A 25366-nucleotide genomic window follows, 5' to 3' on the forward strand; every position below is an offset into this window, starting at 1 on the left:
ACCGCCATGCGAACGCTCCCCGGGATCTCCCCCGAGTCTTTGAGCTTTCGCCAGCTACATTCCAGGTCGCCAGGATACCCCGCTGGTATCCGGGCCTGCGGCATCCGGCTGCTGTTCGCGCTGCGCGCGAAGCCCAGCGTTCGGGCTCACGACGGTGCGGGTTCCGGCGCGGGGCGCATCCTCGGCGTCGTCAGCCGGTTCTTCGCCAGCAGCTGCCCGTTCGCGAGCCTTGCGAACCTGCTCGTCGTGCTCTTGGTACTTCTTCTGGCGCATCTTCAGGCTCACCAGCATGGGGGCAGCGAAGAAGATGGAGTTGAAGGTACCGCAGATCACGCCGATGAACTGCACGAGCGCGAGGTCCTTGAGGGTGCCTACGCCCATGAGCCACACGGCGATAACCAGCAGCGCAGCGATCGGCACCAGCGAGAAAATCGAGGTGTTGATGGAGCGCATCACCGTCTGGTTGATCGCGAGGTTGACCTGCTCCCCATATGTCGCGCGGTTCGAGTCGAATAGCCCCGCAGTGTTCTCCTGCACCTTGTCGAACACGACGACAGTGTCATAGAGCGAATAGGCCAGGATCGTCAACAGACCGATGACCGTCGCCGGAGAGACGTCGAGTCCCAGGAGGGCGTACAGCCCCGAGACGATGGTGAGGTCGATGATCACACCGATGATCGCGGAGATCGCCATGTCGCGCTCCATACGCAGCCCGATGTAGGCGAAGACGGCGAGAACGAAAACGCCGAGTGCGAGCAGCATGCGCTCGGTGATGGACGAGCCCCAGGACTCGGAAACCGTGGAGTCATTCACGGCGTCCTCGGAGGGCTGCCCCTGAGCATTCACGGGCTTGAACTCTTCGAAGAGCGCGGTCCGGGCCTGGCGGATCTGTTCTTCGGTGAGCCGCTCGGAGTTGATCTCGATGACCTGCGAGTCTCCCGAACCGACGGTCTGAACCGCATTGGGTTCTACTCCCGTGGCCTCGGTGAAAACGCGCTCAACGTCATCCTGCTGGACGCTTGCGGTCGGCGGCATGCTGATGCGCGTACCGCCCTCGAAATCGATGCCGAGGTTAAAGCCCCGGAAGCCGATTGTCGCGATGCACACGACGAAGATGGCAATGAGAATCTGGTACGAGAGGCGCCGCTTCGCCACGAAGGGGAAGTTGCCGGTGCCGTTGTACATCTGGCTCAACCAGGAGCCCTTGTCCTGTTCCTTCTGCTGCGCAGTGTTCACGCTGCTCATGGCGGTGTCCGTGCTGCTCATCGGGTCTCCTCCTCGGTCGAGCTGCTCTCTGTGGAGCCACTCGTCGTTTTAACGTCCGCCGTGGCAGCAGCGAACTGTGGTCGGGTCGGCGAGTAGCCGCGGGACTCCGCAAGGCGGAATGCCGGGCCCAGACCGTTGACCTTGCGGTTGGCGCTGAAAGGCTTGCGGGACAACATGATCGTCAGAGGCGCGGTCAGCAGGAAGGCCACCAGGACGTCGACGACGGTGGTGAGCCCCAAGGTGAATGCGAAGCCCTTGACGTCGCCGATGGCGAGGAAGTACAGGATCACCGCTGCAATAAGCGACACGAAGTTACCGGTGACGATCGTCCCGCGAGCCCGATCCCACGCGCGAGGCACGGCGGAACGGAAGGTCGAACCACCGAGGATCTCGTCCTTGATGCGCTCGAAGTAGACCACGAAGGAGTCGGCGGTGGTGCCGATACCGATGATTAGGCCCGCAATGCCGGCCAGGTCCAGGCTGTAACCGATCCAGCGACCCAGCAGAACGAGGAGACCGAAGACCGTCGCCACGCTGGCCACCAGCGAGACGATGGCGATCAGGCCGAGTCCGCGGTAGTACCAGAGCGCGTAGAGGGAGGCGAGCACGAGTCCAACGAGCCCGGCGATCAACCCAGCGCGCAGGGAAGCCTCACCCATGGTGGGCGAGATCGTCGTCGCGGTACCACCCGGCTCGCCGTTCTCGCCGACGAAGCTCAGCGGCAGCGCACCGTAGCGCAGGTTGTTGGCGAGGTCTTGGGCTTCCTTCTCGGTGAACTGGCCCGTGATCTGGGAAACCTCGCCTGGCGGAGTTGCGCCCTGAATTTGCGGGGCGGAGATGACCTGGGAATCCAGAGTGATGGCGACCTGCTGGTTCATCATGTCCTGGCCGAGCTTGTACCAGGTCTCGCCACCCGGGGTGTCCTTGCCGGTCTTGAAACGGAACGTGATGGCCATCTGTGCGGACTGAGCGTCGAAACCACCGGTGATGGTGGAATTCGTATCGATCATGTCACCGGTCAAGCGGCGGGGCTTGTCCTTGTTCTCATCACCGATCAGCACCGGAGCAGGCCCCAGCACCATCGGCCCCTGCGGCGAACAGGTCACCAGCGGCTTGGCAGGATCGTCGGCACCGGAGAGCGGATCAGGTCCGGAGCAGTCGAGCAGCCCCGCTGCTGCGGACTGCGTATCCGGGTCCTCGGACTGGCGGTCCTTCAGCAGGATCTGAACCTGCTTGTCACGTCGCTTCTGCTCCTCGACGGAGTTCTTCGGCTCCGCTGGCTCCTTGGCGGAAACCGTCAGCTTGTCCGGCAGCCCTGGAGCATTCTGCTCCTTCATGGCCTTGAGGAGATCGTTCATCTTCTCCTGGGTGGCCTTCTTCTCCACGATGCCCGCCTCAACCCAGCGGTTGGCCATGTCCTTGTAGACCTCGGCGAACTTCGGGGTCGTCGGCTGTGGCTGGGAGTTCGGGCGGAACAGCAGCTGGGAGGTCTGCCCCAGGGCGCGGGCCTCGCTGGCGTCCTCCCCCGGGACGGTGATCACGAGGTTATCGCCGTCGGTGACGACCTCGGCGCCGGAGACACCCATGCCGTTGACGCGGGACTCGAGGATGCGACGTGCCTGCTGCAGCTGGTCGGCGGTCGGCCGCTCCCCTTGCGGGGCGAGGGTAACTCGCGTGCCACCCTGCAGGTCGATGCCGAGTTTTGGCGTAGCGGACTTATCGCCGGTGGTAAAGACAAGTCCGTAAATGGCGAGGAAAATAACGAAGAAGACGAGCAGCGAGCGCTTCAACCACTTCTTTTTCGTGGGCTTCTGCTGCCGAGTTCGCGCTGTGGCCACAGTTGGGCTCCTGAGCTGTTAATCGGGATTAAATGAAAAGCTGGGAAAATATCTTAGTGCCTGCTGGAGACACAAAACATCTGGCACCCGGATTCCTGTCTCCGGTCACCAGATGTCCAAGTCCGTGTGGGGTGTGCGTGCGCGTCCAGCGGGTCGCGCACCGACGCCTAGTTGCGGGACTCGCCGTCGGCGCTGGTACCACCGTCGACGTCGAAATCCGTGTTCTGGACGTCACTGTCCACCGTCTCGGCCTGGTCATCCGGACGGTTGCTGAGCTGCTCTTCCTGCTGCGAGCCAGGCTCCACGGAGTTCACGGCCTGCAGGACGGCGGCGCGGTCCCAGGTGGTCACCACCGCAGGGCTGATCTCCAGGTCAATCGAGGTGTCACCCACGTGCGCCACACGCCCCTGGATGCCCGAGGTCATCTGGACGACCATCCCCGGCTGGAGGGAGTCCTGGAATTCGCGAATCTGCTTCATCCGCTGGTTCTGCTTGCGGATCTGCACCAGCGGCAAGGCGATGAATACGACGACGATCAGGATGAGGATCAAAGAATTCATAGTTTTCAGTGTCTCACATTCTTAGGTTTTTGCACGTAGCCGCTACCGTTCCCACCTCGGAGACTCGACGCCTGGGGACCCGACGCGCGGTGCTTCGATGCGCGGGGCGCGCTAGGCGCGGTCCCGTCGGCGCTGTTCTCCACGCGGCGCTACATGCCAGGTGCGTTCTCCGGTGGCTCCAGGCCGACGTGGCGCCATGCTGCCGCGGTAGCAACCCTCCCCCGCGGCGTGCGGGCCACCATGCCTGCGCGCACGAGGAATGGTTCGCAGACCTCCTCAACCGTCGAGGGCTCCTCCCCAACCGCCAGAGCAAGCGTGTTCACTCCCACCGGCCCACCCCCATGACCACGCACGAGGGCCTCCAGAACCCCGTTGTCGAGACGGTCGAGCCCCATTTCATCGACATCGAAGACCACGAGCGCCTGCCGGGCGATGTCCACGGTGATCTGGCCATCGGCCTGCACGTCGGCATAATCTCGCACGCGACGGAGGAGCCGGTTGGCGATACGCGGCGTGCCCCGCGATCGGGAGGCGATCTCGGTGGCAGCGTCGTGATCGATTTCTACGCCGAGGATCCCTGCGGCGCGGGTGACCACCCGGGTGAGCTCGGGAGTGTCGTAAAACTCCATCTGAGCAGTGAAACCGAAGCGGTCACGGAGGGGACCTGTGAGCATGCCTGCCCGGGTCGTCGCGCCAACGAGGGTGAATGGGGCAATCTCGATGGGGATCGACGTTGCTCCGGGCCCCTTACCGACGATGACGTCGATGCGGAAGTCCTCCATCGCCATGTAGAGCATCTCTTCGGCGGGGCGCGCCATGCGGTGGATCTCGTCGATGAAGAGCACGTCGCCCTCCATGAGGTTCGACAACATGGCAGCCAGGTCCCCTGCCCGCTCGAGTGCCGGGCCCGAGGTCATGCGCAGTGAGGAACCGAGCTCCTGGGCGATGATCATCGCCATCGTCGTCTTACCTAGCCCCGGCGGGCCCGCAAGGAGCACGTGGTCGGGCGCAACACCACGGCTGCGGGCACCGCCAAGCACGAGCTCAAGCTGCTGGCGCACCTTCGGCTGGCCGATGAACTCCGTCAGGCTCTTCGGGCGCAGCGAGCTATCGAACTCGGTATCCCCGGGGATCTGTGCACCGGAGAGCTCGCTATTCGGCGCTTGCCCGGCAGGCTGATTGCCGGGCTCAGGGCGCGGGGTAGGCAGCGACGAACCCGGCAATTCGAATTCGGTGCGTTCGATGTCTGACATTGGTGCGTCCTTTGCCTACGTGGTCTGCTGCTGTGAATCCTAGGTGTTGTGTGGCCCGCGCGCGATTAACGCTTGTGGCCACTCAACCGCTGCAGGGCCTCACGCAGCACTGCCGAAGGGTCGGCGGTTCCGTTCTGCTCCTCAAGAATCTTCTTCACAGCCGTAGCAGCCTTGGATTCGGTGAAGCCGAGGCCGACGAGCGCCTCCACGACCTGCGACTGCAACGCCGTGTCGGTGCCGTTCGATGTGATATCTCCAAGGGTTGCCTGGTCGCTCGTAGCTTCCGGAGCCGGAAACTTGCCCTTGAGATCCACGGCCATGCGCTCGGCCAGCCGCTTGCCCACCCCAGGAGCCTGCTGCAGGGTCTTGATATCCCCCTCCTCGACAGCCCGAGCGATGTCCGCGGGCTGCAGCACGCTCATCACCCCCATGGCGAGGCGCGCGCCCACGCCAGAGACCTTCTGCAGGATTCCGAAAGTCTCGCGCTGTTCGGGGGTCGAAAAAGCATAGAGCGTATGCGCGTCGTCCCGGACCACGAGGCTGGTGAGGACGAAGGCCTGCTCGCCGCGATGCAACGTAGCGAGGGTATCGCCGGTGGCGAGGCAGCGGTATCCCACCCCGGCGCATTCGATCACTACATAATCCAGGCCCTTATCGATCACGTCGCCGCGCAGCGAGGAAATCATGTCGAACTCATCATCCTTCTGTTGTGTTTTCTACCCCAGGCGCCTCAGGCGCGCAGGAATTGATTCATCGGTCCCCGCCAGCAGTGGCAGACCGCCAGTGCGAGCGCGTCGGCAGCATCCGCGGGCTTGGGGGCCTCTGAGAGCCCCAGAATGCGGGTGATCATCTTGGTCATCTGAGCCTTATCGGCCCGGCCATTGCCGCTGATCGCTTTCTTCACCTCGCTCGGCGTGTAGCTTTCCACGGCCAATCCGCGCTCCGCCGCGGCGAGCATCAGCACCCCGGAGGCATGAGCCGTATTCATGACTGTCGAGACGTTTGAGCGTTCGAAAACCCGCTCGATCGCGACCACGTCCGGGGAGTAATCAGCGATCCACTCACTCACGGCGCGGTATAGCCGCTGGAGTCGCTGCTCCAGTGGGACATGGGACTCGGTGCGAACCACTCCAACAGCGACGGGGAACACTGCGCGGCCTTGACCGGCTTGCACGACGGAGAGCCCACAGCGGGTCAGACCAGGGTCGATTCCCATGACGCGCTTGCCCACCATCGATTCGGTCCGCCGAAATCCAGTGGGCGACCCCCACCCTCCCGGCGACCGGGAGGCGCGGCCGAGGGCACCCTGATCCGACTCTCCGGGGGCCCCATCCGGCACTGCATTAGACCTCGCACTCATGATAGATAACGAATATAGCACACATGATCGAAATCGACGTCGGCTCGTAGCAACCCGTCATGCGGCCGGGCAGCCAACCCAGCCCCATGGGCGGGCAGGCACGTACCGCCCCGTAGGTAGGCCGATTAGTCCTCGGCGAGTTCGGCCGCAACCTCGTCGGAGACGGACATGTTGGTGTAGATCTCCTGAACATCGTCGACGTCGTCGAGAGCATCGATGAGGTTAGCAACCTTGCGGGCCAACTCCGCGTCCGCCGGAACCTCCAGATTCGAGCGGTACACCTGCTCGACGGAATCGTACTCGATCTCCGCTTCCTTCAGTGCCTCGCGGACGGCCATGAGATCCGAAATATCGCAGAGCACCTCGAACTGCTCCCCGTGATCCTTGACCTCTTCGGCCCCGGCGTCGAGGACAGCAAGCAGCAGGTCGTCCTCGGTCAGCTCCCCCTTGTCGAGAAGGGCCTGGCCCTTGCGCTCAAACTGGTAGGACACGGAGCCGGCATCCGCCATGTTGCCGCCGTTCTTCGTCATCGCAGTGCGGACGTCGGTGGCAGCGCGGTTGCGGTTATCGGTCAGGCACTCGATGAGCATCGCAACGCCGCCCGGGCCATAGCCCTCGTACATGATGGTCTCCCAGTCGGAGCCACCAGCTTCCTCGCCGGAGCCACGCTTGCGGGCCCGCTCGATGTTGTCGTTGGGGACGGAGGACTTCTTGGCCTTGGTGATGGCGTCCTGGAGCGTCGGGTTGGCATCCGGGTCGCCGCCACCCATGCGCGCCGCAACCTCAATATTCTTCACCAGGCGAGCGAATTCCTTGCCACGCTTGGCGTCGATTGCTGCCTTCTTACGCTTCGTGGTCTCCCACTTTGAATGGCCTGCCATCGTCCTCTTCCTACTAGCCGAATAATTCCTTCAAACTGCTGAGCAGTTTTTCGCGCCTACCAGCTTACTACGAGCCTCCGGCGGGTTTTCTTTAGAACCACTGGTCCGCGCGTCCCAAGAAGGCCTTAACGCGCTCCTCGTCGTGGGTAATTGTTCGGGAGATGCGTTTCTTGGACGCAAAAACCGCCGTGCTGCTCGGCACGGCGGTTCTGCTGCGGGGTCGAGGCTGCAATGCCCGCATGTTAAGGCTGCGGGGTCGAGTGTTACTTCCCTTCGAAGCCCTTAAGCGGGACGGCCGGGCGGTCTCCCACGATCTTTCGGGTCAGCCCCTCCTGGGTCACGACGGCGACCAATTCCCCGGCCTGGTTGAAGATGCGGCCGTGGGTGATCGCGCGCCCCGCGTGCGCCGATGGGCTGACCTGGTCGTAGAGCAGCCATTCATCGGCGCGGAACGGTCGCAGGAACCACATCGCGTGATCGAGTGAGGCCTCCTGGTATTGCTCGCCCCGGTGTGGGACAAGGGCGGAGGACAGCAGCGTCATGTCAGACATATACGCCAACGTGCACACGTGGAAGGTCTCGTCGTCCGGGAGTTTGGCCTTCGACTTGAACCAGACGACCTGCTGGGAGGCCGCATACTTATTCGGCTCGAAGTCTCCTTCCGGCACGACCCGCAGATCCCACTCGCGCCACTCATCGAACAGCGCCTTGCGCACCGGAGGCAGCTCGTCGCGGTTGACCACGACCTCCTCCGGTGGCACCACCCGACGCATCTCATCGGAGTGTTCCGGCCCCTCGTCCGTACGGACGTGGAAGCTGGCCTGCATGATGAAGATCGGCTTGCCGTGCTGAACCGCCTTCACCTGGCGGGAGCAGAATGACCTGCCATCGCGGATGCGCTCCACGATGTACAGCGTTGGTTCTTCGGAACGCCCGGGGGCGACGAAATATCCGTGCAGGGAATGCACCTGGTACTCCGCGCCCACGGTTCGGGTCGCAGCGACCAGGCATTGAGCAGCCACCTGCCCGCCGAACGTTCGGCTCAACGTCGAGGGAATCACGCGTCCCCGGAAGATATCCCCGTCGATCTTCTCAAGGTCGAGAACGTCGAGGATGCGGGGCCGGGCGGCGGACGAGGAGGCAACCATGGGGAATTACCAGCCGCGCTCTGCGAGGCGGTGGGACACCGGCAGCTCGTCGACGTTGATGCCGACCATGGCCTCGCCCAGGCCGCGGGAGACGTCCGCGATGATCTTCGGGTCCTGGTAGTTCTGCGTTGCCTTGACGATGGCTGCGGCGCGCTGAGCAGGATTGCCGGACTTGAAGATGCCCGAGCCGACGAACACGCCCTCAGCACCGAGGTGCATCATCATCGCCGCGTCGGCCGGGGTAGCGATACCACCGGCGGTGAACAGGGTGACTGGGAGCTTGCCGTTACGCGCAACCTCAACGACGAGCTCGTACGGTGCGGCCAGTTCCTTGGCGGCAACGTAGAGCTCATCCTCGGCCATGTTGCTCAGGCGGTTGATCTCCGCGCGGATGGTGCGCATGTGGGTCACCGCGTTGGACACATCGCCGGTGCCGGCCTCACCCTTGGAGCGGATCATGGCTGCACCTTCGTTGATGCGGCGCAGGGCCTCGCCCAGGTTGGTGGCGCCACAGACGAATGGGGTTTCGAAGTCGAACTTGTCGATGTGGTTCTTGTAGTCGGCCGGGCTCAGCACCTCGGACTCGTCGATGAAGTCCACGCCGAGTGCTTCGAGAACCTCTGCCTCGACGAAGTGGCCGATGCGGGCCTTGGCCATGACCGGGATCTCGACGGCGTCGATGATGCCAGCAATCATGTCCGGGTCGGACATGCGGGACACGCCGCCCTGTGCGCGGATGTCAGCCGGAACGCGCTCCAGTGCCATAACGGCGGAGGCTCCTGCGTCCTCGGCGATCTTGGCCTGTTCCGGGGTGACGACGTCCATGATGACGCCGCCCTTCAGCTGGTCGGCAAAACCGCGCTTGACGCGCGCGGAACCGGTGGTGATGGACGCGTCCGCCGCAGCGGTCTTGGATGCCTTGCTCACGTAGTTATTCCCGTCTCTTCGTGGCTGGGCGTGCTCGCGCTTCCTCGCCTCAGCCCTCGGGTTGACCTTGCGGTGCCCCTCGGGAGCGCGGCTTTAAGGACGCCAACACGTTCCAGCTCGTTGGTGTTTTAGGCCACTAGTCTAACCTGTCTAGTTCTAACCCGTCTAACAGGGTTAGGTTCACGCCACGTGATCGGTCGTCGCGGCCTCATAATACTCGGGCAGTGGAGCGAAACCGGCCAACTTGAGGGCTCGAACGCTCGCCCGAGAGCGCAGCTGGCGCGTGTCCCACACGGCGTCGTTATAGAAGCGGGATGCCAGGTCAACGCGCGTGGAGGCGGCAATGAACGCCGGGTGCTCAATAACGGTGGCATCCAGTGCCATTAGCAAGCTGTTTTCCGCCTCCGAGTGCGCCCCCATGTCGGTCGCCTGCAGGGGCACCCGGGACACCCGATCCGCCTGCTTCTTCAAATCTGGCCGCAGCGTGGCTATCAACATCGCGCGGGCGTGCAGCGCACCCTCCAGAGTGAGTCGGGCGCTATCGGTGCGGATGTGTAGACGGTTGAGCCGGGCGGCGGTGAAGTAGGCCCACAGGCCGATCACCAGCAGAACAGCCAATACGGCGGCGAGTATGACGAGCCAGGTCGGGATCGCGATCACGAGCAGGTCACCTTCCGTCCCTTAAGCGTGGCAGTCTGGTACACCTGCTCCACGCGGCTGGCCACCGTGTTCCAGTCGTACATCCGGCTCCGGTCCTGCCCGCGGGCAGCCAGTTCGCGGATCTCCGCGGGCTCCGACAGCAGGCGGTTGATCTTTAGCGCGAGGTTGGCTGCGTCGTGGTTGGCGAATAGGCACGCAGCGCGTCCTTGATCGCCGACCGCCTTGAAGGCCGGGATATCGCTGGCGACGACGGCCGCACCTGCAGCCATCGCCTCCACGAGAACGATGCCGAAGCTCTCGCCTCCGGTGTTGGGGGCGACGTAGATGTCGCTGGTGGCCAGGGCGCGGGCTTTCTCCTCATCACTGACCTTGCCCAACACCCGCACCGTTGCCTCACTAGGCTGCCTGCCGTGAACCCAACTCAACCCCATCCCATCCAAGCGCTTGCCGAGCGCCTCGACCGAGCCCGCGCCCACGACCAAAAGTTCGACGTTCGGGTGTTGGCGCAGGATCGATGGCATCGCCCCGAGCATCACCTGGAGACCCTTACGCGGCTCGTCGAAGCGACCGAGAAACATTAACCGAGGCCGGTCAGGATCCAGCTCGGGCAGCACCTCCGCTTCCCGATAGGCAGCAGTGTCCACCCCGTTGGGGATCAGCACCGGGTCGCCGGCGAGCATCTCCACCTGCCAGCGCCGGGCCTCCTCGGAGACAGCAATGCCGGCGTGGATCTTCTCCAGAAACGGACGCAAGACCGGCAACGCAAGCTTAAGGATCTTCGAACCACTGGCCGAGGCGTGATAGGTCGCCACCATGGGGCCTTCGGCGACCGCGAGGGTCAGCATGGAATAGGACGGGGAGTTCGGCTCATGGATGTGCACCACGTCGAAATCATGTCGCGCGATCCAGCGGCGCAGGTGGCGGCGCGCACGGGGACCGAAGCTCAGCCGGGCCACGGAACCGTTGTAGCGGATCGGGATGCTGGGGCCACCGCATTCCAGGAACTCCGGCAGCCCCTCGCGCTGCTCCCCCGGGCCGATCAGGCTCACGCGGTGGCCGCGGCGCTCAAGCTCGGCGCAGAGTTCAATCGCGTGGATCTGCACCCCGCCGGGTTCGTCGAAGGAGTATGGACACACCATGCCGATGTTGAGGGGACGCTCCCCAATCGCTGCGATTTGATCCTGGGTCACGGGGCCTCCCCTGCTGCGAGCCGAGCACGGCGAGCCTCACTGAGGTCGTCGTAGAACAGCGGCTGCAGCATGTGCCAGTCGGCGGGGTGGGCAGCGATGTTTTGCGCGAAGCCATCCGCAATATCCTGCGCTACTTCTGCGAGCGGGCGGTCGGCATCGATCCTTGGCCCCACGGAAAAGCCCCACTGATCCGGTGCCTCGCCGAAGAAGCTGTGCGCTACGTGCAGGGCTGCCCCGGTTTTCTGAGCGAGCATGGCGGGACCCGCGGGCATGGAGGTGCGTTCGCCGAAGAAATCCACGGGAATTCCACGGCCGGTGAGATCCCGCTCCCCCATCAGGCACACGACCCCGCCCGCGCGCAGGACCTCCTCGAGCCGAGCCATCGGCGGTTGCTTGCCACCCGTCAGCGGTAGGACTTCGAAGCCCAGCTGGTTGCGGTAGTGGACGAAAGCTTCGAATAGCGATTCGGGTTTCAGCCTTTCCGCGACGGTCGCGAAACCGCCGTGGGTGTGAACCAGCCACACCCCGGCCATGTCCCAGTTCCCGGAATGTGGCAGCGTCAGGATGAGCCCTCGGCCCTCCGCGACGGCCTCCGCCACGCGCTGCTTGCTGACTGGGGAGTCGAAGCCCTGGTCGAGTGTGGTGGCCAGGTCGTCACCGACCATGCTGGGCAACCGAAAGGCTTCCTTCCAATAACGCAGGTAGGAGCGCATCGCGCGACGCACGAGGTCACGGGTGACGTTTTCCGGACCGACGACGCGAGACAGGTTGCGGCGCAGCTGCTCGGGTCCCTTCCCCCGCCCCGAGGCAGCGTCAGCGATCAGATCGAAAAGCACGGCAGCGATGGGTTCCGGCAGGCGCTTAGTCGCCGCCCAACCCAGTTGATATGCCAGCGCGGAGAGATCCTCGCCGCTGGGCAGGGATAGTTTTTTGGTCACGGGCTAAAACTCCCGTGCTCCCGCGGGCGCCGCGATGTGTTCGGTGGACGCCTCCGAGCGGGAGGCCATCACGAGGCGCTGGATCACCGTGAATACGGAGCCCAGACCCAGCAGCCACAGGCCAACCCAGAGGACATATGGCACGCCCAGGCCGGACAGTCCCAGGGCGACTAGCGAGATGATGAGCCGTTCCGGGCGCTCAATGAGTCCGCCGTCAACGGGCAGATCGCTGGCCTCCGCTCGCGCCTTCACATAGCTCGTCACCTGACCAGCGACGAGAATCGTGAGGGTCAGAGCAAGCAGCACGGGGTGGGACTCGGCGTCCATCGCGAACCAAAAGGCTAGGGCTCCGAAAATCGCGCCGTCCGTGACCCGGTCGCAGGTGGCATCCAGAGTGGCGCCGAATTTCGTGCCGCCGCCCGACATTCGAGCCATGGTGCCGTCCACCATGTCCAGCGCGGTCGTGAGTCCGATCAGCACGGCCGCGGCAAAGTGGTGGCCGGTGGGGATCAGCCACAGGGCGAGCACCACCGCGGCGACGGTCCCACCGAGCGTGACCGAATTCGGGCTCACGTGCGCTTTCTGAAGGGTGCGGGCGATGGGTTCGATGATGACGGAGGCAGGCCGACGGGCGTGTTCGCTCAGCATTGAGCCTTCCTTTCAGTCATCACGATTGTCCTTAGTACGGGTCCCCTACGCCCGGTATTATCCACTATTTTTGATCCTCAAGTTCGCGCCACGCCCGAGAGAGCAGGGCCCTGGTATCGCGAAGTGTCTGCGGTAGCACTTTAGCGCCGGCGATCACCGTCATGAAACTCGTATCCCCGGTCCAGCGGGGAACGATGTGTTGGTGCAGGTGCGTGGGCACCGATCCACCGGACGGGCGGCCGAGGTTCATGCCGACGTTGATCGCGTCCGGGCCCGAGACATAGCGCAGGGTCTTGATCGCGTGCTGGGTGAAGGTCGCCAGCTCAGTGAGCTCCGGCATTGTCAGGTCCTCGTAGTTGGCGACCTGGCGGTATGGGATCACCATCATGTGCCCGGGGTTATAGGGAAAGAGGTTGAGGACGCAGAAGACCTCCTTCCCGCGAGCGACGATGAGCGCCTCCTCGTCGGGAAGGTTGGGCAGGTCGAGGAACGGGTCCTCGGGCTTCTCCTCGCAGCCCTCTGGGCCTTGTGCCCCCTCCTGGGCGGGCTTTTTCGGCCGATTGGCGAGATAGGCGGAGCGGTAGGGAGCCCAGAGCCGATCCAGGCCACCGGCGAGATCAGGCTGCGAGCCCACCCCGGTGTCCACGACCCGGCCATTGGCCTCAGCCGCAGCCTGGGCGGATAGCTCAGTCCCCGCGGGTTCCGCGGCTCCTCGTTCCGAGGAACACCGGCCCGCAGGACCCTGGCTCGGATCGCAACTCACTATCCTCACACCCCTACCTTTATTCTTTGCCACCGGGCGATGCTTAGCCCAGCTCCGACGCGATGAGCTCCTTCGTCGGCTGCTCATTGCGACGCTGGCCGATCCACTCCTTGATCGCCTTCGCTGCCTCCTCGCGCGGCACGCCGTTGACCTGCGTACCGTCGTGGAACCGGAAGCTGACCGCACCATTCTCGACGTCCCGGCCACCGACGAGCAGCATGAACGGGATCTTGCCCTTGGTGTGGGTGCGGATCTTCTTCTGCATGCGGTCATCGGAGGTGTCCACCTCGGCGCGGATGCCGTCCTTACGCAGATCGGCGACGAACTCCTCCAGGTAGTCGGTGAAGTCCTCGGCCACTGGGATGCCCATGACCTGGTGCGGCGCCAGCCAGGCGGGGAACGCGCCTGCGTAGTGCTCCAGGAGCACGCCGAAGAAACGCTCGATAGAGCCGAAGAGCGCGCGGTGAATCATGATCGGTCGCTTCTTGGTGCCGTCCGGTGCGGTGTACTCCAGATCGAAGCGCTCCGGCAGGTTGAAGTCCAGCTGCACGGTGGACATCTGCCAGGTACGACCGATGGCGTCGCGAGCCTGGACGGAGATCTTCGGTCCGTAGAAGGCAGCACCAGCTGGGTCCGGAACGAGATCCAGGCCGGACTTCTCGGCGACCCGCTGCAGGATCTCGGTGGAACGCTCCCAGATCTCGTCGGTGCCGACGAACTTCTTCGGGTCCTTCGTCGACAGCTCCAGGTAGAAGTCGTCGAGACCGTAGTCGCGCAGCAGGGAGATGATGAACTCCAGCACCGTCGTCAGCTCGTCCTCGAGCTGGTCCTCGGTGCAGTAGATGTGCGCGTCATCCTGGGTGAAGCCGCGGGCGCGGGTCAGGCCGTGCACCACGCCGGACTTCTCGTAGCGGTATACGGTACCGAATTCGAAGAGTCGCAGCGGCAGCTCACGGTAGCTACGGCCACGGGAGGCAAAGATGAGGTTGTGCATCGGGCAGTTCATCGGCTTGGCGTAGTAGTCCTGCCCCGGCTTGGTGACGTTGCCGTCCTCGTCGGTCTCGCCATCAAGCTGCATCGGGGGGAACATGCCCTCGGCGTAGAAGTCCAGGTGACCGGACTTCTGGAACAGGTCGCCCTTCGTGATGTGCGGGGTGTTGACGAAGGAGTAGCCGCTGGCCAGGTGTCGCTTGCGGGAGTGCTCCTCCATCTCCAGGCGCACGATGCCGCCGTTCGGGTGGAACACCGGGAAGCCGGAGCCCACCTCGTCGGGGAAGCTGAACAGGTCCAGCTCCGCACCCAGGCGACGGTGGTCGCGCTTCTCAGCCTCCTCCAGCATGTGCTGGTATTCGGCGAGCTTCTCCTTGGACTCCCAGGCGGTGCCGTAGATGCGCTGCAGGCCCGCGTTGTCCTGATCGCCGCGCCAATACGCCGCCGAGGAGCGGGTAATCGCGAAGGCCGGGATGTAGCGCGTGGTCGGCACGTGCGGGCCGCGGCACAGGTCGTACCACTCGACCTCGCCGGTGCGCGGGTTGACGTTGGAGTAAGCGGTCAGCTCACCTGCGCCGACCTCCATGGCCTCCTCGGAGTCCGGATCGACGTTGCCCTTGTCCTCGATGAGCTCGAGCTTGTACGGCTCGGCAGCGTACTCGGTGCGAGCCTCATCGTTGGAGCCATAGGCCTTGCGCTCGAAGCGCTGGCCCGACTTGATGATCTTCTTCATCTCCCGTTCGATCTTCTTCAGATCCTCGGGTGTGAAAGGCTCCGCGACGTCAAAGTCGTAGTAGAAACCGCCATCGATAGCCGGTCCAATGCCAAGCTTCGTGCCTGGGAAAACCCGCTGCACAGCCTGGGCGAGAACGTGCGCGGTGGAGTGGCGGATCACGCCGCGCCCCTCTTCCGTATCGGACGCAATCGCGGTGACCTCGGTGTCCACCTCCGGGGTCCAGGCAAGGTCGCGGAGGTTACCCTCCGGGTCCTTTACAACGACGATGGCCTCGGGCCCCTTGTTCGGCAGCTCCAGTGGGCGCATGGCCGCACCGGCTGTCTCGCCAGCCGGAACGAGGAACTTAACGGCAGGCTGTGCGGAAACGGGAGAGTTCAAGAAAATGCTCCTTCAAGCAACGACGTGGGCGGTCACATACCGGGTGACAGCCACTAACGACCTTTCAGTTTACCCCTCGAGGATCTGCTGACCCCAGTAGGAGCCCGGTTCGGTGCCAGGCAGCACCCAGTAGACCCCAGAACCAGTGTGGGTGATCCACTGATTAAGTCGGTCGTTCTCCGCGAGACGGTGCTGCAGCGGGGTGAAGGAGGTGTCCGGATCCTCCTGGAAACAGATGAAAATCAGGCCGGAATCGCCGTGCTCGTTGACCTCGCCGTCCCAGTTGAACGGGCGCCGCAGCATATGCTTACCCTCCCCTGCCGTAATGCCCACGTGACTCTTGGGATCGATGACGGGCAGTCCGGTCTTGTCCACCGCGTTGAGATCCGGGTCATCGAACTCGTCCTCTCCGGTCAGGGGTGCACCACTGATCGCCTTGCGGCCAAAGACGTTCTCTCGGCTCTCGCGGTCGAGGGCCTCCCAACCAGGCATGTCGAAGGTCACGCGGCGCACGATCATCGAGGTGCCGTTACGGTCGTCCCAAACCGCGTTATCGAATTCCTCCTCGGTACGCGGGACGACGGTGCCGTCCTTGAAGCCCATGAGGTTGCGTGCGGTCTGCCCCTCCCGGATGTCGACGAAGCCGCGCTGGGTCCAGCGTGGCTTGACGTAGTCCCGCCCGCCGCGGGTCAGGACTCGCATCGCGTGGGACAGGGTGGTCAGATCCTCGCCACACATTTGGACGACGACGTCCCCATCGCTAAACGCTGGGTCCAGATCGTCGCCCTTGAACTTCGGCAGTCCCTTGGTGTGGGAGGAAACCCACTTCGGAACCTCATCGAGCGAGCCGATCTTCTCGATGAGGGCAGGCGACCAGCCGACGGTGATGGTCAGGTTGCCGGGCTGCAGGTTGAGCTCGGGCTCGAGGTCAGCCAACGCAGCGTTGCCCTGGGTGAGTTTCCGAGCGTCCGGGGTCCACACGCGCATGAGCCGGCGGAGATCCTTGCGGAGGGCCTCGCGGCTGTTCGTGTTGTGGAAGTCGAAGGCCACGATAAGCCCGTGACTCTGGTGCGGCGTTTGAATGCCGGCCTGGCGAGCGCCATCGAAGGGGACGGTCAACTTTTCCTCGATGTCCCCGGAGGAGTTGGGCATGTCTCCCCCGCGTCCCTCGCCTTCCGCGCAGCTGGCGAGCACGGCGGCCGCACCCGCTGCTCCGACACCGGCGAATAGCCCACGCCGGCTGACGTTAAAAAATCCCGAAGACTCCCCAGTACTCATCTCTCAAATACCTTCTTCTGTCCTTGCTACGTCTCTTGATCCGCAGCCAAATGGCGGAAAGCCTGGGCCCCGCGTTGGTCACGTGGCCCAGGCTTGTCATTTCATTACTTGGTGGGAGGCAGCTCTAGTGCTCGCCGTGCTCGGCGTGCTCCCCCTCGCCGTCCATGCCCGCACCGTGGCCACCGTGCTCACCATGGCCCTCCATGTCAGCGTGATCACCGTGCTCGCCATGGGCGTCGCCGTAGTGCTCGTGGCTGGACTGCTGCACGCGAGCCGGAATGTCCTTGAGCTCGTGTTCCGTGCCGTCCTCTGCCTTGAGGGTGACGGTGATGTCGTCACCTGCGGCGATTTCCTCGGAGTAGTCCATGATCATGATGTGGTCACCGCCGGGCTTCAGCTCCAGCTCGCCACCGGCCGGGATGCGCAGACCTTCCGGGTTCTCCTGCATGACGCCATCGACAACCTCGTGGAGCTCGTACGTCGCATCCAGGCTGCCGGACGCGGAGACGATGTGGATCTCCTTGTCGGTGTTGTTGACCAGCTTGCCGAAGACCGCAGTCATGTCCCTATCGGTGCCCTTAGCACCAACGTATGCCTCTTCGAAGGTCAGCCCCTCGGCAGCGTTCTCGGCGGTCTGCAACTCAGAAGCGGTCTGCCCGCTTGGCTTCTCCTCCGAAGGAGAGCAGGCGGCCAGGCCGAGAGCAGTGACGCCCATCAGCGCGACTGCGGTGGCGCGCAGGGACTTGGGGCGACGCACAGCGTGCCCAACGGTTGTGTTCATGGTGTACCTCACGGAAAAGTCCTTGATTCTCAAGGAAGTGGTTGGTGCGGCGGGCGGGAGGCCGGGACGGACGAATCGCCCCCGGCATTCCACCCCACGCGCATGGGATGTGGACCCAACCAGAAAGGCTTAGTTGAAGGTGCCTGCTGCAGGCTCGGTGCCGGCGTCGTTGGCCGCACCCGGCTCGACGTCAGCGGTCGTTTCCTCAGCCTCGGAAGCCTCCTCAGACGTGGTGGTGGTCTCCTCCGTCTCAGAGGTTGCCGAGTCGGCCTTCTTGTCCGTCTTGTCGCCCAGCTCCGGGGTCTTTGCCCCGACGGTGGCGGTGTCGATGTGCTCGGTGCCGGTAGCCTTCTCGTTCGGTGGAGAGCAGGCAGCCAGCGCAAGCGCGGCGCTCAGCGCGACAACGGCGGACAATGCAGTGCGGTTCTGCTTCACGGTTTTCAGACTCCTTGGTGTTTCTCGTGGCTCTTCGCCCCTCCTGCGGTGAGGACCGCAGGCAGGCGCCCCAAACTACTTGGAGATATCCCGCCACCGTGCGATGGCGAGAACGAGAGCTCCTGCAATAACAACAATACTGGTTACGCCGAAAATCCACGTAGGCACGCCCAGCCCCTCAGACCCCGTCTCCTCCGACTGCTCGGAAGAGCTGGAGTCCGAGGACTCGACGTCGCCGTACTGGAACTGCAGCGAACCGCGAGTAGCGTGGCCATCGGAAGAAGTGATCTGGTATCCCACGGTGTATTCACCGGGCTGCCAGTCCACATCGTCAGACACCTCGATGCTCAAAACTCGGCCATCTGCATCGGGCTCCCCAGTGAAGAGAACGTCGCCATCGCGGGACAGAGCGATGCGATTAAAGCCCTCCTTAGGGACACCCGAGAATGTCAAGGAGATCTCCTTGACTGGCTCTTCGATCTTCGAGCCCTGCTTGGGCGTGGAGTCGACCACGAGGTCGTGCGCTGCCGCCGGACCAACGCCGGCCCCCAGCATCGCAATCCCCGTAACGAGTGCCGCTACGAGGCCCGCAATCCGGGACCGGAGCTTGTGTGCGTCAGCAAACCACAACTGCATCTTCACCTTCCATTGATGTTCGGGTCCGATATAGATAGTCGGACGATCGCTCGATTAAGTTCCCGCGAAATGTTCTCCGCCCGATCCTACCCCCAGACTCTCACCCCGAACCCACGGTTGTGCCCCTCGTCAGCGAAAGGCACATTACAGCTTCCTAAGACATGCTGCGCCCAGTGTTATGCCCCGCCGACCGCTTTTATCGCCGGATCCGGAATCGCCAACTCACGGGAAGCGGGACGCAGTTTTCGGAACAGTGCCACGAGTCCCATTCCGATGACAGCCGTGACCACAATCGCACCACCAGGTCGGACGTCGACCGAGTATGAGATAACCAGACCCGTCATCGTATAGAGGATGCTCGCGCCAATAGAGAACCAGAAGGCTTGGGAATAACTACGGGCGACAATCAGCGCGGTTGCGACTGGCAGCACCATCAACGAGACCACCAGCAGCGCACCGATCACTTTCACAGCGAGCGCAACCGTGACGGCGGCAAGGGCAGTAAATACAGCGTTAACCACTCCAACACGATTGCCTGCCAATCGCGCGAGAATCGGATCAACGACCATGTCCAACAGACTGCCGTAACAGACCACACTTGTGGCCACTACTAGGGCGAACACCACCGACGTGAGCCAGACATCTGTCTCGGTGACAGCTGAAATCGAACCGAAAAGATAAGAGTCGAAAGAACGTCCAGACGGCGCCAGGTCCGAGAGGATCACCGCCACACCAAGGCCGGCGCTGAGCGTGACGGCAGTGGCCATATCGCCGTAGTGCGGGAAGCGACTACGGATCCCCTCGATGGCAAAAGCGCCAAGCACTGCCACGACAATTGCACCGGCAACTGGAGGAAAGCCAGCAATGAGACCCAACGCGACGCCCGCGAGTGAGGTGTGAGAGAGCGCGTCCCCCATCATGGAGGTGCGCCGGTTGACCATCACGATGCCGATCAACGGGATAGCGATGGCCAGCATCAGACCCACGATGAGGGTGCGGCGCACAAAGCCAAATTCAACAATCAGACTAAGCATGGCACAACAGCCCTTCCTTCATCACGTACACCGAGTCCACCTGCATATGACTGGTCACGGTCTCCAGTTCGTGGCTCACCATCACAATCGTCAGCCCTTTTTCCTCCCGCAGGCGGTCCAACTGGTGGAGAAACCCAGCCAAGCTTCGTTTATCGACTCCCACCGTGGGCTCGTCCAGGACAACGAGCCGGGGGTCGTCGATAAGAGCGCGGGCGATGAGCACTCGCTGCTGCAAACCACCAGACAACTCCCCGAAAGGCACAGGCGCGAATTCACCGAGCCCCATGTGGTCGAGTAGCTCATCGGCGTGCTCATAGTGACGGCGACGCGGGACCTTGACGAATCCAAAGTCTCGAGCGAGCCCCTGGACGACTAGTTCCCGGGAGGTAATGGGAAAAGAAATCTTGTTGACCACGTTCGTCTGCGGGACGTACCCAATACCACGCAGCCTGCCCGACGCGACAGCTCCGGATCCGGTAAACGTCTCCTCCCCGAAGAGCCGCACGCTTCCGCCCGTCGGGCGGTTCTGGCCGATAAGAATTTTTAACAGCGTCGATTTCCCGCAGCCGTTATCCCCGGTGAACGCGGCTACCTCACCTGGAACAACGGTCAGGTCGACACCGCAAAGGACGGGAAAGGCACCGTAGGCAAACTCGACACCGCGAGCTTCGATGATCGGGGCTGGCGCTTCACTAATGCTCATAACAGTTTTTCTCGCAAGCTATTTGAGTGACTCGTATAGGTTTTCTAGGTTCATCCGCATAAAATCCACGTACCCGCGGCCGCTGTCGTCGGTTTGTTCAACCTCCGAGGGGTCCAAGTACTCCAGCGAGGCCAGTGGCAGGGTACGGCCACCAATTTCATCGGCTATGGTCTTCGCAGACTTCTCTTCCTGGCCGTACTCGTAATAAATGATGTCGATGTCCATCGTTCGGACATTACGAATGGTGGTAATAAGGGAACGCAGCGACGGCGCACCCGTTGAGGTCAAGCCCTGGACTGGGTGCTGGGTGAGCTCGAAGTCGCGGGCAAGGTAGCCGAAGGCATTGTGGGCGACGACGAAATCACGCCGAGAGATCGTTTTGAACTTTTCTCGGAACTCGGCTTCCAGAGTGGTGATCGAGCTGACGAACTTGCCCTTCTTTCGACGAATGTCGTACTCGTCGTCGGAGCGGAGTTCCACGACTCGCTCAGCCACTGCGTTGGCGTAGCGTTTTGCGTTGATCGGGGACATCCACGAGTGTGGATCGAAGGAAACCTGATCGGTGGCTGATGAGCCACCCTCGATGACTGGCTCCATGTTCAGCGCTTCGCGGTCTTTGTACAGGTCATAGGACAAAATGTCTTCGCTCACGCGGTCTGCGACGAAGACCCAGTCGCCGTCGCTGGGAACTGTGAACGTTACCTCGCCTGACTCGTGGCCCATCCCGATGGAGTAAGCCCGATCTGGCTCAACGCTGATGTTGCGCTGTTGTGCGATCGCGTCACCGGTCTCGCTCAGAGCTGCACGCCCCCGTTCAACGAGTTTCTTTTCCGAGGCTTCTTCCTCCCGCGGGAAGAAGGCGACACGCATCGAGTCCTCGTGGGTGTGACCGAAGACGATAGAGTACTTCTCCCCCGCTTTCAGCGGGGTGGCTGCCATGTACTGGAACTCTCCAAGGGCCGCCGCCCCCTTATAGGTGATGAGCTCCACGTAATCAGAGAGGTTCAGCACTGGCACATTCGGCACAGCCGACCTGATCTGTGGCAACCACGGTTCCATGTTTGCGCCGTTAACCACCAGCAGATCCGCTTTCGACAGCTTCTGAATATCCCGAGGGGTTGGTTCCCACAGGTGCGGGTCTTGGCCGACCGGCATGAAGCTGCGCACTTCCGCCATATCGTCGGCAACATTCTCCACGATGTCGGCGATCGGAAAGAAGGATGCGTAAATCAGTAGTTGTCCCTCGGGGACCCCGCTGGACGACATCGCCTCGTCGCTGCGAGTAACTCCCCCACCCGCTCTTTGCTCGGATGTTGTGGCGCATCCAGCCAACAGGACGGCCACAACCGCCCCCACCACAATGACGAGGAAGCGTCGTGCGGTGGAGTTAGGCGCGTCAGGCAGTCCGGCGAAAAGCGGGCGGGTGATATTCAGCATCGTTGACAACTACGTCCCGAGGGTTCGTGATCGTGATGATCTGCTTTTAGTGGTCGTGGTGCACCACGGACTCGATGATCTGATCGTTGGTTGCGGTCTTCGGGTTGACGAAGGTCGGGTACCAGTCCTCGGACTGGCCTTGCTTGGTCGGATCCAGGATCTCTTCAATGCTGTTGCCGTAGCGCATGTGGAAGTGTTCCAGTGCTTCCTCGCCGTGCAGTGGCATCAGGGCGACGTACTTGTGTTCACCTTCGCCCTCAGCCTTGAAGATGAACCAAGTGAACTCGTACTGGTCAGTCTTGACGTCGAGAGCCTTCTCGAAGCTGTACTTCACGGCCTGCTCGCTCGGCGTATCGAGGTCCTTGGCGGACTTCACGAAGGTGATCTCGTCCTCATTGATAACCAATGCCTCGAAGTTGGCTCCGCGGCTCTCGTCCAGTTCGGCGCGCATCTCATCGACGGTCTCACCGTGCTCCTTGGCAGCATCTTCCATGGCCGTCTTGATGAAGTCCTCCTCGAAGTAGGAGTTGAAACCGCGGAAGGACCCGTTCCAGTCGGCCAGCGAAGCCTTCTTAGCGCTTTCCTTCACTCCCTCGCCGTATTCGGAGGTTGCAGCTTCGGTTGTCGCGCTAGCTGACGAGGAGGCCTCCGACGTCGCCGGGACCTCCTGTGTGTCGTCGTTGGAACACGCAGCCAGGGTCAGCGTCGATGTCGCGACCAGCCCCGCGAAAACGGCCGAGAACTTCTTGGGGTTCATATGAATACTCCTCGCTCCAAGGGAAGGTAGAATGTTTGCCTAAGGTAACCCTATCCTAAGTTCGAAGCTTTGTTTAACGCCACCCCCGCAAAGCGCCCCCGCATCGCCACAGCACAACCCCATGACCTCGGGACAAAACCCCCGGAATCACCGCGCTACCCGCTGGCGATCCCGCTACCCGCGCACTAAACGGGCGGCAACACACTATGCGGACCCCACCCCTGACGCGAAGCGCACCACCCCAACCCAACCGGAAATAGTTCTGCCCCATCCCCAGCCCACCGCTATCGTCACACGGCAGACAACACAACAAGGGGCCGGTCGTTGTCGACCGGCCCCTTAAAAACCGTGGTCCTAACTGGGATTGAACCAGTGACCCCTTCGGTGTGAACGAAGTGCTCTCCCACTGAGCTATAGGACCTTGCACGAGATAATGTAGCTGAGCGCTACAGCCTTTTCCAAAACCTGCAGGCCACAAGACATATTCGGCACAATACGCGTCGCCCCCTAGTGGCCGCCCCAAGGCCACCGCCTCCCGAAAGGTCGACACCAGGTGCCCCGCCTGTCCCCACCCAAGAAACAATGACGGACAAATAACAACGAGGTGACTTTAAAACGACCTGATTTTCACCCCTACACCTGGCGATTTGTTGCTTCGGGCACGATTGACTATCGTTTAGTGCTGCAGCACAGCGTGCAGCCGGTGAACCACAGGTTCTCGGTGAAACTATGTTGCGATGCGGATGTAGCGCAGTTGGTAGCGCATCACCTTGCCAAGGTGAGGGTCGCGAGTTCGAGTCTCGTCATCCGCTCCACTCTTATTTTAGAGGACCGCGCGATTAGCTCAGCGGTAGAGCACTTCCCCGACACGGAAGGGGTCACTGGTTCGATCCCAGTATCGCGCACGGTGAGTTCACTATTACAGTGGATTCGCACGCGGATGTAGCGCAGTTGGTAGCGCATCACCTTGCCAAGGTGAGGGTCGCGAGTTCGAGTCTCGTCATCCGCTCCAGGTATTCTCCGCTTCACGTGGAGGATCACCACATCAGGCGGGTTTCACGCCACGGTGGAATGGCTGAGTGGCTTAGGCAACGGTCTGCAAAACCGTCTACACGGGTTCGATTCCCGTTTCCACCTCTCAGTTCGCCCCCGAGGCTGAACTTGAAAGCTAGCGCGATTAGCTCAGCGGTAGAGCACTTCCCCGACACGGAAGGGGTCACTGGTTCGATCCCAGTATCGCGCACGGTGAGTTCACTATTACAGTGGATTCGCACGCGGATGTAGCGCAGTTGGTAGCGCATCACCTTGCCAAGGTGAGGGTCGCGAGTTCGAGTCTCGTCATCCGCTCCAAAGATGAAGAGGCAGCAGTATTCACACTGTTGCCTCTTTTCTCATATCCCCACGATATTCTCGAAGACACCATGAGCCACTCTGCCCCTTCCCCAGCGCCTGCCTCCGCGAAGCCAACCCGGGACGAGCCTCGTCGCGGCAGCGCCAGGACCACCCGCTTCGATGAACGCTTTCCATGGGTGAGTTGGGCACTGTGGCCGCTGGCGATCCTCACCGCCCTGCACAAGATCTGGGCCTCTTACGAGAGCGGCACGACGGACGACTTCACAACAGTATGGGAAGCCATCAACCGCTTCTGGTCGGGCGTGCCGGTGTACTCCGAGGACTACACCACCACCGACCCGCACTATCTCTACCTTCCGGGCGGGACGATGGTGCTGAGCCCGCTGTCAGCCCTCGGCAGTTTTGAAGCGGCGCGGACGCTATATATCTTCGGCAACGCCATCGCGATCGTGATTGCCCTGGGGGTCCTCAGCCACATCATCTACACCGCCCGCGACTGGTCTAAGACCTGGCTGGGCTCCCTTTCCGGTACACTGTGGCCACTCAGCATCGTCGCAGTGTTCAACACCGAATCCGTTCAAAACAACCTGCTCTTCGCCAATATCAACGGAGTGCTCCTGCTCCTCGCCACGCTGTTCCTGTACTTCCTCCTGCGAGAAGGCACCACCTCCCAGGTGTTCAGCGGGCTCGCGCTGGGACTCGCAATCACGATCAAGCCACAGTTCGTCGTCTTGCTGTTTCTTCCCTTCTTTCGACGTCAGTGGCTAAGCCTCGTTGCGGCTCTCCTCTTACCTATCGCCTGCAATATCGTGGGCTGGACGTTGATGGCTGAGCCCCAGGGCTTCTTCGACAATCTTGTGCCCTATCTCGGCGAGGTCCGTGACTTCGCGAACTCCTCCATCGTCGGTGTCGGTGTGTACTTCGGGGCCAGCACCGTGACGATTTGGTTCTGGCGCAGTCTCGCCGCCGTCCTCGTACTCATCGGCGCTTTTACCCTGCTGCCGTGGCGCAACTCCACCCGGCCCGGGGATCGCGAGATGTGGGCATTCACCACCTCCTCGCTGCTACTGATCGGGGTGTTCCTCGTCAGTTCCCTCGGGCAGATGTACTATTCACTGCTCATCGTGCCGCTGCTCTTCACGGCCTTCCTCCGCCGATCGACGATGCATAATCCAGTCGCGTGGCTGGGCGTCTACCTGTGCCTAGCCATCGACAGCTGGTATTCGGATCAATGGTTCTGGGCCGGGCGAATCTTCGAAACTCTGCGCGGCACCGTAGGCTGGATGCTGCTGCTCATCAGCATCTCGATCAGCGCGCTGATCTGGTTCCTCAACCGCTCCACCCCGTCCATCTCCGGTGGACGGCACCGCAAGCCAGCGGAAGAGAACAAAACCCAAGCCTGGAAAGGTGAATAGT

General features: G+C 62.5%; 24 protein-coding genes and 7 tRNA genes. 7 read left to right on the forward strand and 24 right to left on the reverse strand.

Annotation, left to right across the window (positions count from 1 at the left end; translation table 11 throughout):
- Positions 1-54: 54 nt before the first annotated feature.
- From secF to QP997_RS00930, 24 genes are all read right to left on the reverse strand, one after another.
- Complete coding sequence (gene secF / locus QP997_RS00815; RefSeq protein ID WP_502870414.1) at positions 55-1266, reverse strand: protein translocase subunit SecF; 1212 nt, start codon at positions 1264-1266, stop codon at positions 55-57.
- On the reverse strand, positions 1263-3104 hold the full coding sequence (gene secD, locus QP997_RS00820; protein ID WP_148811739.1) for a protein translocase subunit SecD: 1842 nt from the start codon (positions 3102-3104) through the stop codon (positions 1263-1265). Before secD ends, secF begins: the two co-directional genes overlap by 4 nt.
- 167 nt (positions 3105-3271) lie before the next feature.
- Positions 3272-3664, reverse strand: coding sequence for a preprotein translocase subunit YajC (yajC, locus tag QP997_RS00825; RefSeq protein WP_284845912.1), 393 nt, complete (start codon positions 3662-3664; stop codon positions 3272-3274).
- 149 nt (positions 3665-3813) lie between these two features.
- Positions 3814-4917, reverse strand: coding sequence for a Holliday junction branch migration DNA helicase RuvB (ruvB, locus tag QP997_RS00830; protein WP_284845913.1), 1104 nt, complete (start codon positions 4915-4917; stop codon positions 3814-3816).
- A 65-nt stretch (positions 4918-4982) separates the two neighbouring features.
- Positions 4983-5603, reverse strand: a complete 621-nt coding sequence (ruvA, locus tag QP997_RS00835; RefSeq protein ID WP_284845914.1) for a Holliday junction branch migration protein RuvA — start codon at positions 5601-5603, stop codon at positions 4983-4985.
- 44 nt (positions 5604-5647) lie between these two features.
- Positions 5648-6151: a crossover junction endodeoxyribonuclease RuvC gene (gene ruvC / locus QP997_RS00840; RefSeq protein WP_187289750.1), complete on the reverse strand. Its 504-nt coding sequence runs from the start codon at positions 6149-6151 to the stop codon at positions 5648-5650.
- Between the two features lie 251 nt (positions 6152-6402).
- Positions 6403-7158 (reverse strand): YebC/PmpR family DNA-binding transcriptional regulator, encoded by a 756-nt coding sequence (locus tag QP997_RS00845; protein ID WP_070758972.1) that lies wholly within the window; start codon positions 7156-7158, stop codon positions 6403-6405.
- A 263-nt stretch (positions 7159-7421) separates the two neighbouring features.
- The gene (locus QP997_RS00850) at positions 7422-8306 is read right to left on the reverse strand and encodes an acyl-CoA thioesterase (protein ID WP_187441028.1); all 885 of its coding nucleotides are present in this window, start codon (positions 8304-8306) and stop codon (positions 7422-7424) included.
- A 6-nt stretch (positions 8307-8312) separates the two neighbouring features.
- Positions 8313-9233, reverse strand: a complete 921-nt coding sequence (gene pdxS, locus QP997_RS00855; protein WP_284845915.1) for a pyridoxal 5'-phosphate synthase lyase subunit PdxS — start codon at positions 9231-9233, stop codon at positions 8313-8315.
- A gap of 180 nt (positions 9234-9413) precedes the next feature.
- On the reverse strand, positions 9414-9884 hold the full coding sequence (locus QP997_RS00860; RefSeq protein WP_070759073.1) for a hypothetical protein: 471 nt from the start codon (positions 9882-9884) through the stop codon (positions 9414-9416).
- Between the two features lie 5 nt (positions 9885-9889).
- Positions 9890-11083: a glycosyltransferase family 4 protein gene (locus QP997_RS00865; RefSeq protein WP_070758974.1), complete on the reverse strand. Its 1194-nt coding sequence runs from the start codon at positions 11081-11083 to the stop codon at positions 9890-9892.
- Entirely contained in the window at positions 11080-12021 is a 942-nt protein-coding gene (locus QP997_RS00870; RefSeq protein ID WP_070758975.1) for a phosphatidylinositol mannoside acyltransferase, read from the reverse strand. Before QP997_RS00870 ends, QP997_RS00865 begins: the two co-directional genes overlap by 4 nt.
- A 3-nt stretch (positions 12022-12024) precedes the next feature.
- Positions 12025-12669, reverse strand: coding sequence for a phosphatidylinositol phosphate synthase (gene pgsA / locus QP997_RS00875; RefSeq protein ID WP_070758976.1), 645 nt, complete (start codon positions 12667-12669; stop codon positions 12025-12027).
- A 64-nt stretch (positions 12670-12733) separates the two neighbouring features.
- On the reverse strand, positions 12734-13315 hold the full coding sequence (locus QP997_RS00880; protein ID WP_284846011.1) for an HIT family protein: 582 nt from the start codon (positions 13313-13315) through the stop codon (positions 12734-12736).
- Positions 13316-13475: 160 nt separating this feature from the next.
- Positions 13476-15464: a threonine--tRNA ligase gene (thrS, locus tag QP997_RS00885; RefSeq protein ID WP_284846012.1), complete on the reverse strand. Its 1989-nt coding sequence runs from the start codon at positions 15462-15464 to the stop codon at positions 13476-13478.
- A gap of 141 nt (positions 15465-15605) precedes the next feature.
- Positions 15606-16814, reverse strand: a complete 1209-nt coding sequence (locus tag QP997_RS00890; protein ID WP_284845916.1) for a Dyp-type peroxidase — start codon at positions 16812-16814, stop codon at positions 15606-15608.
- Between the two features lie 124 nt (positions 16815-16938).
- A complete protein-coding gene (locus QP997_RS00895) occupies positions 16939-17595 on the reverse strand; it encodes a copper chaperone PCu(A)C (protein WP_284845917.1) in 657 nt (218 codons plus the stop codon).
- 129 nt (positions 17596-17724) lie between these two features.
- On the reverse strand, positions 17725-18030 hold the full coding sequence (locus tag QP997_RS00900) for a hypothetical protein (RefSeq protein WP_284845918.1): 306 nt from the start codon (positions 18028-18030) through the stop codon (positions 17725-17727).
- Between the two features lie 75 nt (positions 18031-18105).
- The gene (locus QP997_RS00905; protein WP_284845919.1) at positions 18106-18666 is read right to left on the reverse strand and encodes a copper resistance CopC family protein; all 561 of its coding nucleotides are present in this window, start codon (positions 18664-18666) and stop codon (positions 18106-18108) included.
- Positions 18667-18842: 176 nt separating this feature from the next.
- Positions 18843-19700 carry a metal ABC transporter permease gene (locus QP997_RS00910; RefSeq protein ID WP_284845920.1) on the reverse strand — a complete coding sequence of 286 codons (858 nt, stop codon included), beginning with the start codon at positions 19698-19700 and terminating at the stop codon, positions 18843-18845.
- Positions 19693-20403: a metal ABC transporter ATP-binding protein gene (locus QP997_RS00915; protein WP_284845921.1), complete on the reverse strand. Its 711-nt coding sequence runs from the start codon at positions 20401-20403 to the stop codon at positions 19693-19695. The genes QP997_RS00910 and QP997_RS00915 overlap by 8 nt, the downstream gene beginning before the upstream one ends.
- Positions 20404-20421: 18 nt before the next feature.
- Positions 20422-21840: a metal ABC transporter substrate-binding protein gene (locus QP997_RS00920; protein WP_284845922.1), complete on the reverse strand. Its 1419-nt coding sequence runs from the start codon at positions 21838-21840 to the stop codon at positions 20422-20424.
- A 46-nt stretch (positions 21841-21886) separates the two neighbouring features.
- Positions 21887-22597: a ZinT/AdcA family metal-binding protein gene (locus QP997_RS00925; protein ID WP_284845923.1), complete on the reverse strand. Its 711-nt coding sequence runs from the start codon at positions 22595-22597 to the stop codon at positions 21887-21889.
- Positions 22598-22946: 349 nt separating this feature from the next.
- Positions 22947-23018, reverse strand: a tRNA-Val gene (locus tag QP997_RS00930).
- A gap of 318 nt (positions 23019-23336) precedes the next feature.
- On the opposite strand from QP997_RS00930, the gene QP997_RS00935 reads away from it, so the two are divergent.
- From QP997_RS00935 to QP997_RS00965, 7 genes are all read left to right on the forward strand, one after another.
- Positions 23337-23412, forward strand: a tRNA-Gly gene (locus tag QP997_RS00935).
- Positions 23413-23430: 18 nt separating this feature from the next.
- Positions 23431-23502 (forward strand) — tRNA-Val (locus QP997_RS00940).
- Positions 23503-23533: 31 nt separating this feature from the next.
- Positions 23534-23609 (forward strand) — tRNA-Gly (locus tag QP997_RS00945).
- Between the two features lie 53 nt (positions 23610-23662).
- Positions 23663-23734 (forward strand) — tRNA-Cys (locus QP997_RS00950).
- Positions 23735-23768: 34 nt separating this feature from the next.
- Positions 23769-23840 (forward strand) — tRNA-Val (locus tag QP997_RS00955).
- A gap of 31 nt (positions 23841-23871) precedes the next feature.
- Positions 23872-23947: transfer RNA gene (locus tag QP997_RS00960), tRNA-Gly, on the forward strand.
- A 179-nt stretch (positions 23948-24126) separates the two neighbouring features.
- The gene (locus tag QP997_RS00965) at positions 24127-25365 is read left to right on the forward strand and encodes a glycosyltransferase family 87 protein (RefSeq protein ID WP_284845924.1); all 1239 of its coding nucleotides are present in this window, start codon (positions 24127-24129) and stop codon (positions 25363-25365) included.
- Position 25366: the final 1 nt, after the last annotated feature.

This window comes from Corynebacterium sp. MSK039 (assembly GCF_030232315.1).
GTDB lineage: Bacteria > Actinomycetota > Actinomycetes > Mycobacteriales > Mycobacteriaceae > Corynebacterium.

Excerpts from the sequence above, each read along its gene's own strand:
- secF (WP_502870414.1), bottom strand. The coding sequence starts at position 1,266 with ATGAGCAGCACGGACACCGCCATGAGCAGCGTGAACACTGCGCAGCAG.
- yajC (WP_284845912.1), bottom strand. The coding sequence starts at position 3,664 with ATGAATTCTTTGATCCTCATCCTGATCGTCGTCGTATTCATCGCCTTG.
- ruvB (WP_284845913.1), bottom strand. The coding sequence starts at position 4,917 with ATGTCAGACATCGAACGCACCGAATTCGAATTGCCGGGTTCGTCGCTG.
- ruvA (WP_284845914.1), bottom strand. The coding sequence starts at position 5,603 with ATGATTTCCTCGCTGCGCGGCGACGTGATCGATAAGGGCCTGGATTAT.
- ruvC (WP_187289750.1), bottom strand. The coding sequence starts at position 6,151 with ATGGTGGGCAAGCGCGTCATGGGAATCGACCCTGGTCTGACCCGCTGT.
- QP997_RS00845 (WP_070758972.1), bottom strand. The coding sequence starts at position 7,158 with ATGGCAGGCCATTCAAAGTGGGAGACCACGAAGCGTAAGAAGGCAGCA.
- QP997_RS00850 (WP_187441028.1), bottom strand. The coding sequence starts at position 8,306 with ATGGTTGCCTCCTCGTCCGCCGCCCGGCCCCGCATCCTCGACGTTCTC.
- pgsA (WP_070758976.1), bottom strand. The coding sequence starts at position 12,669 with ATGCTGAGCGAACACGCCCGTCGGCCTGCCTCCGTCATCATCGAACCC.
- thrS (WP_284846012.1), bottom strand. The coding sequence starts at position 15,464 with ATGCGCCCACTGGAGCTGCCGAACAAGGGGCCCGAGGCCATCGTCGTT.
- QP997_RS00890 (WP_284845916.1), bottom strand. The coding sequence starts at position 16,814 with ATGAGTACTGGGGAGTCTTCGGGATTTTTTAACGTCAGCCGGCGTGGG.
- QP997_RS00895 (WP_284845917.1), bottom strand. The coding sequence starts at position 17,595 with ATGAACACAACCGTTGGGCACGCTGTGCGTCGCCCCAAGTCCCTGCGC.
- QP997_RS00905 (WP_284845919.1), bottom strand. The coding sequence starts at position 18,666 with ATGCAGTTGTGGTTTGCTGACGCACACAAGCTCCGGTCCCGGATTGCG.
- QP997_RS00910 (WP_284845920.1), bottom strand. The coding sequence starts at position 19,700 with ATGCTTAGTCTGATTGTTGAATTTGGCTTTGTGCGCCGCACCCTCATC.
- QP997_RS00915 (WP_284845921.1), bottom strand. The coding sequence starts at position 20,403 with ATGAGCATTAGTGAAGCGCCAGCCCCGATCATCGAAGCTCGCGGTGTC.
- QP997_RS00920 (WP_284845922.1), bottom strand. The coding sequence starts at position 21,840 with ATGCTGAATATCACCCGCCCGCTTTTCGCCGGACTGCCTGACGCGCCT.
- QP997_RS00925 (WP_284845923.1), bottom strand. The coding sequence starts at position 22,597 with ATGAACCCCAAGAAGTTCTCGGCCGTTTTCGCGGGGCTGGTCGCGACA.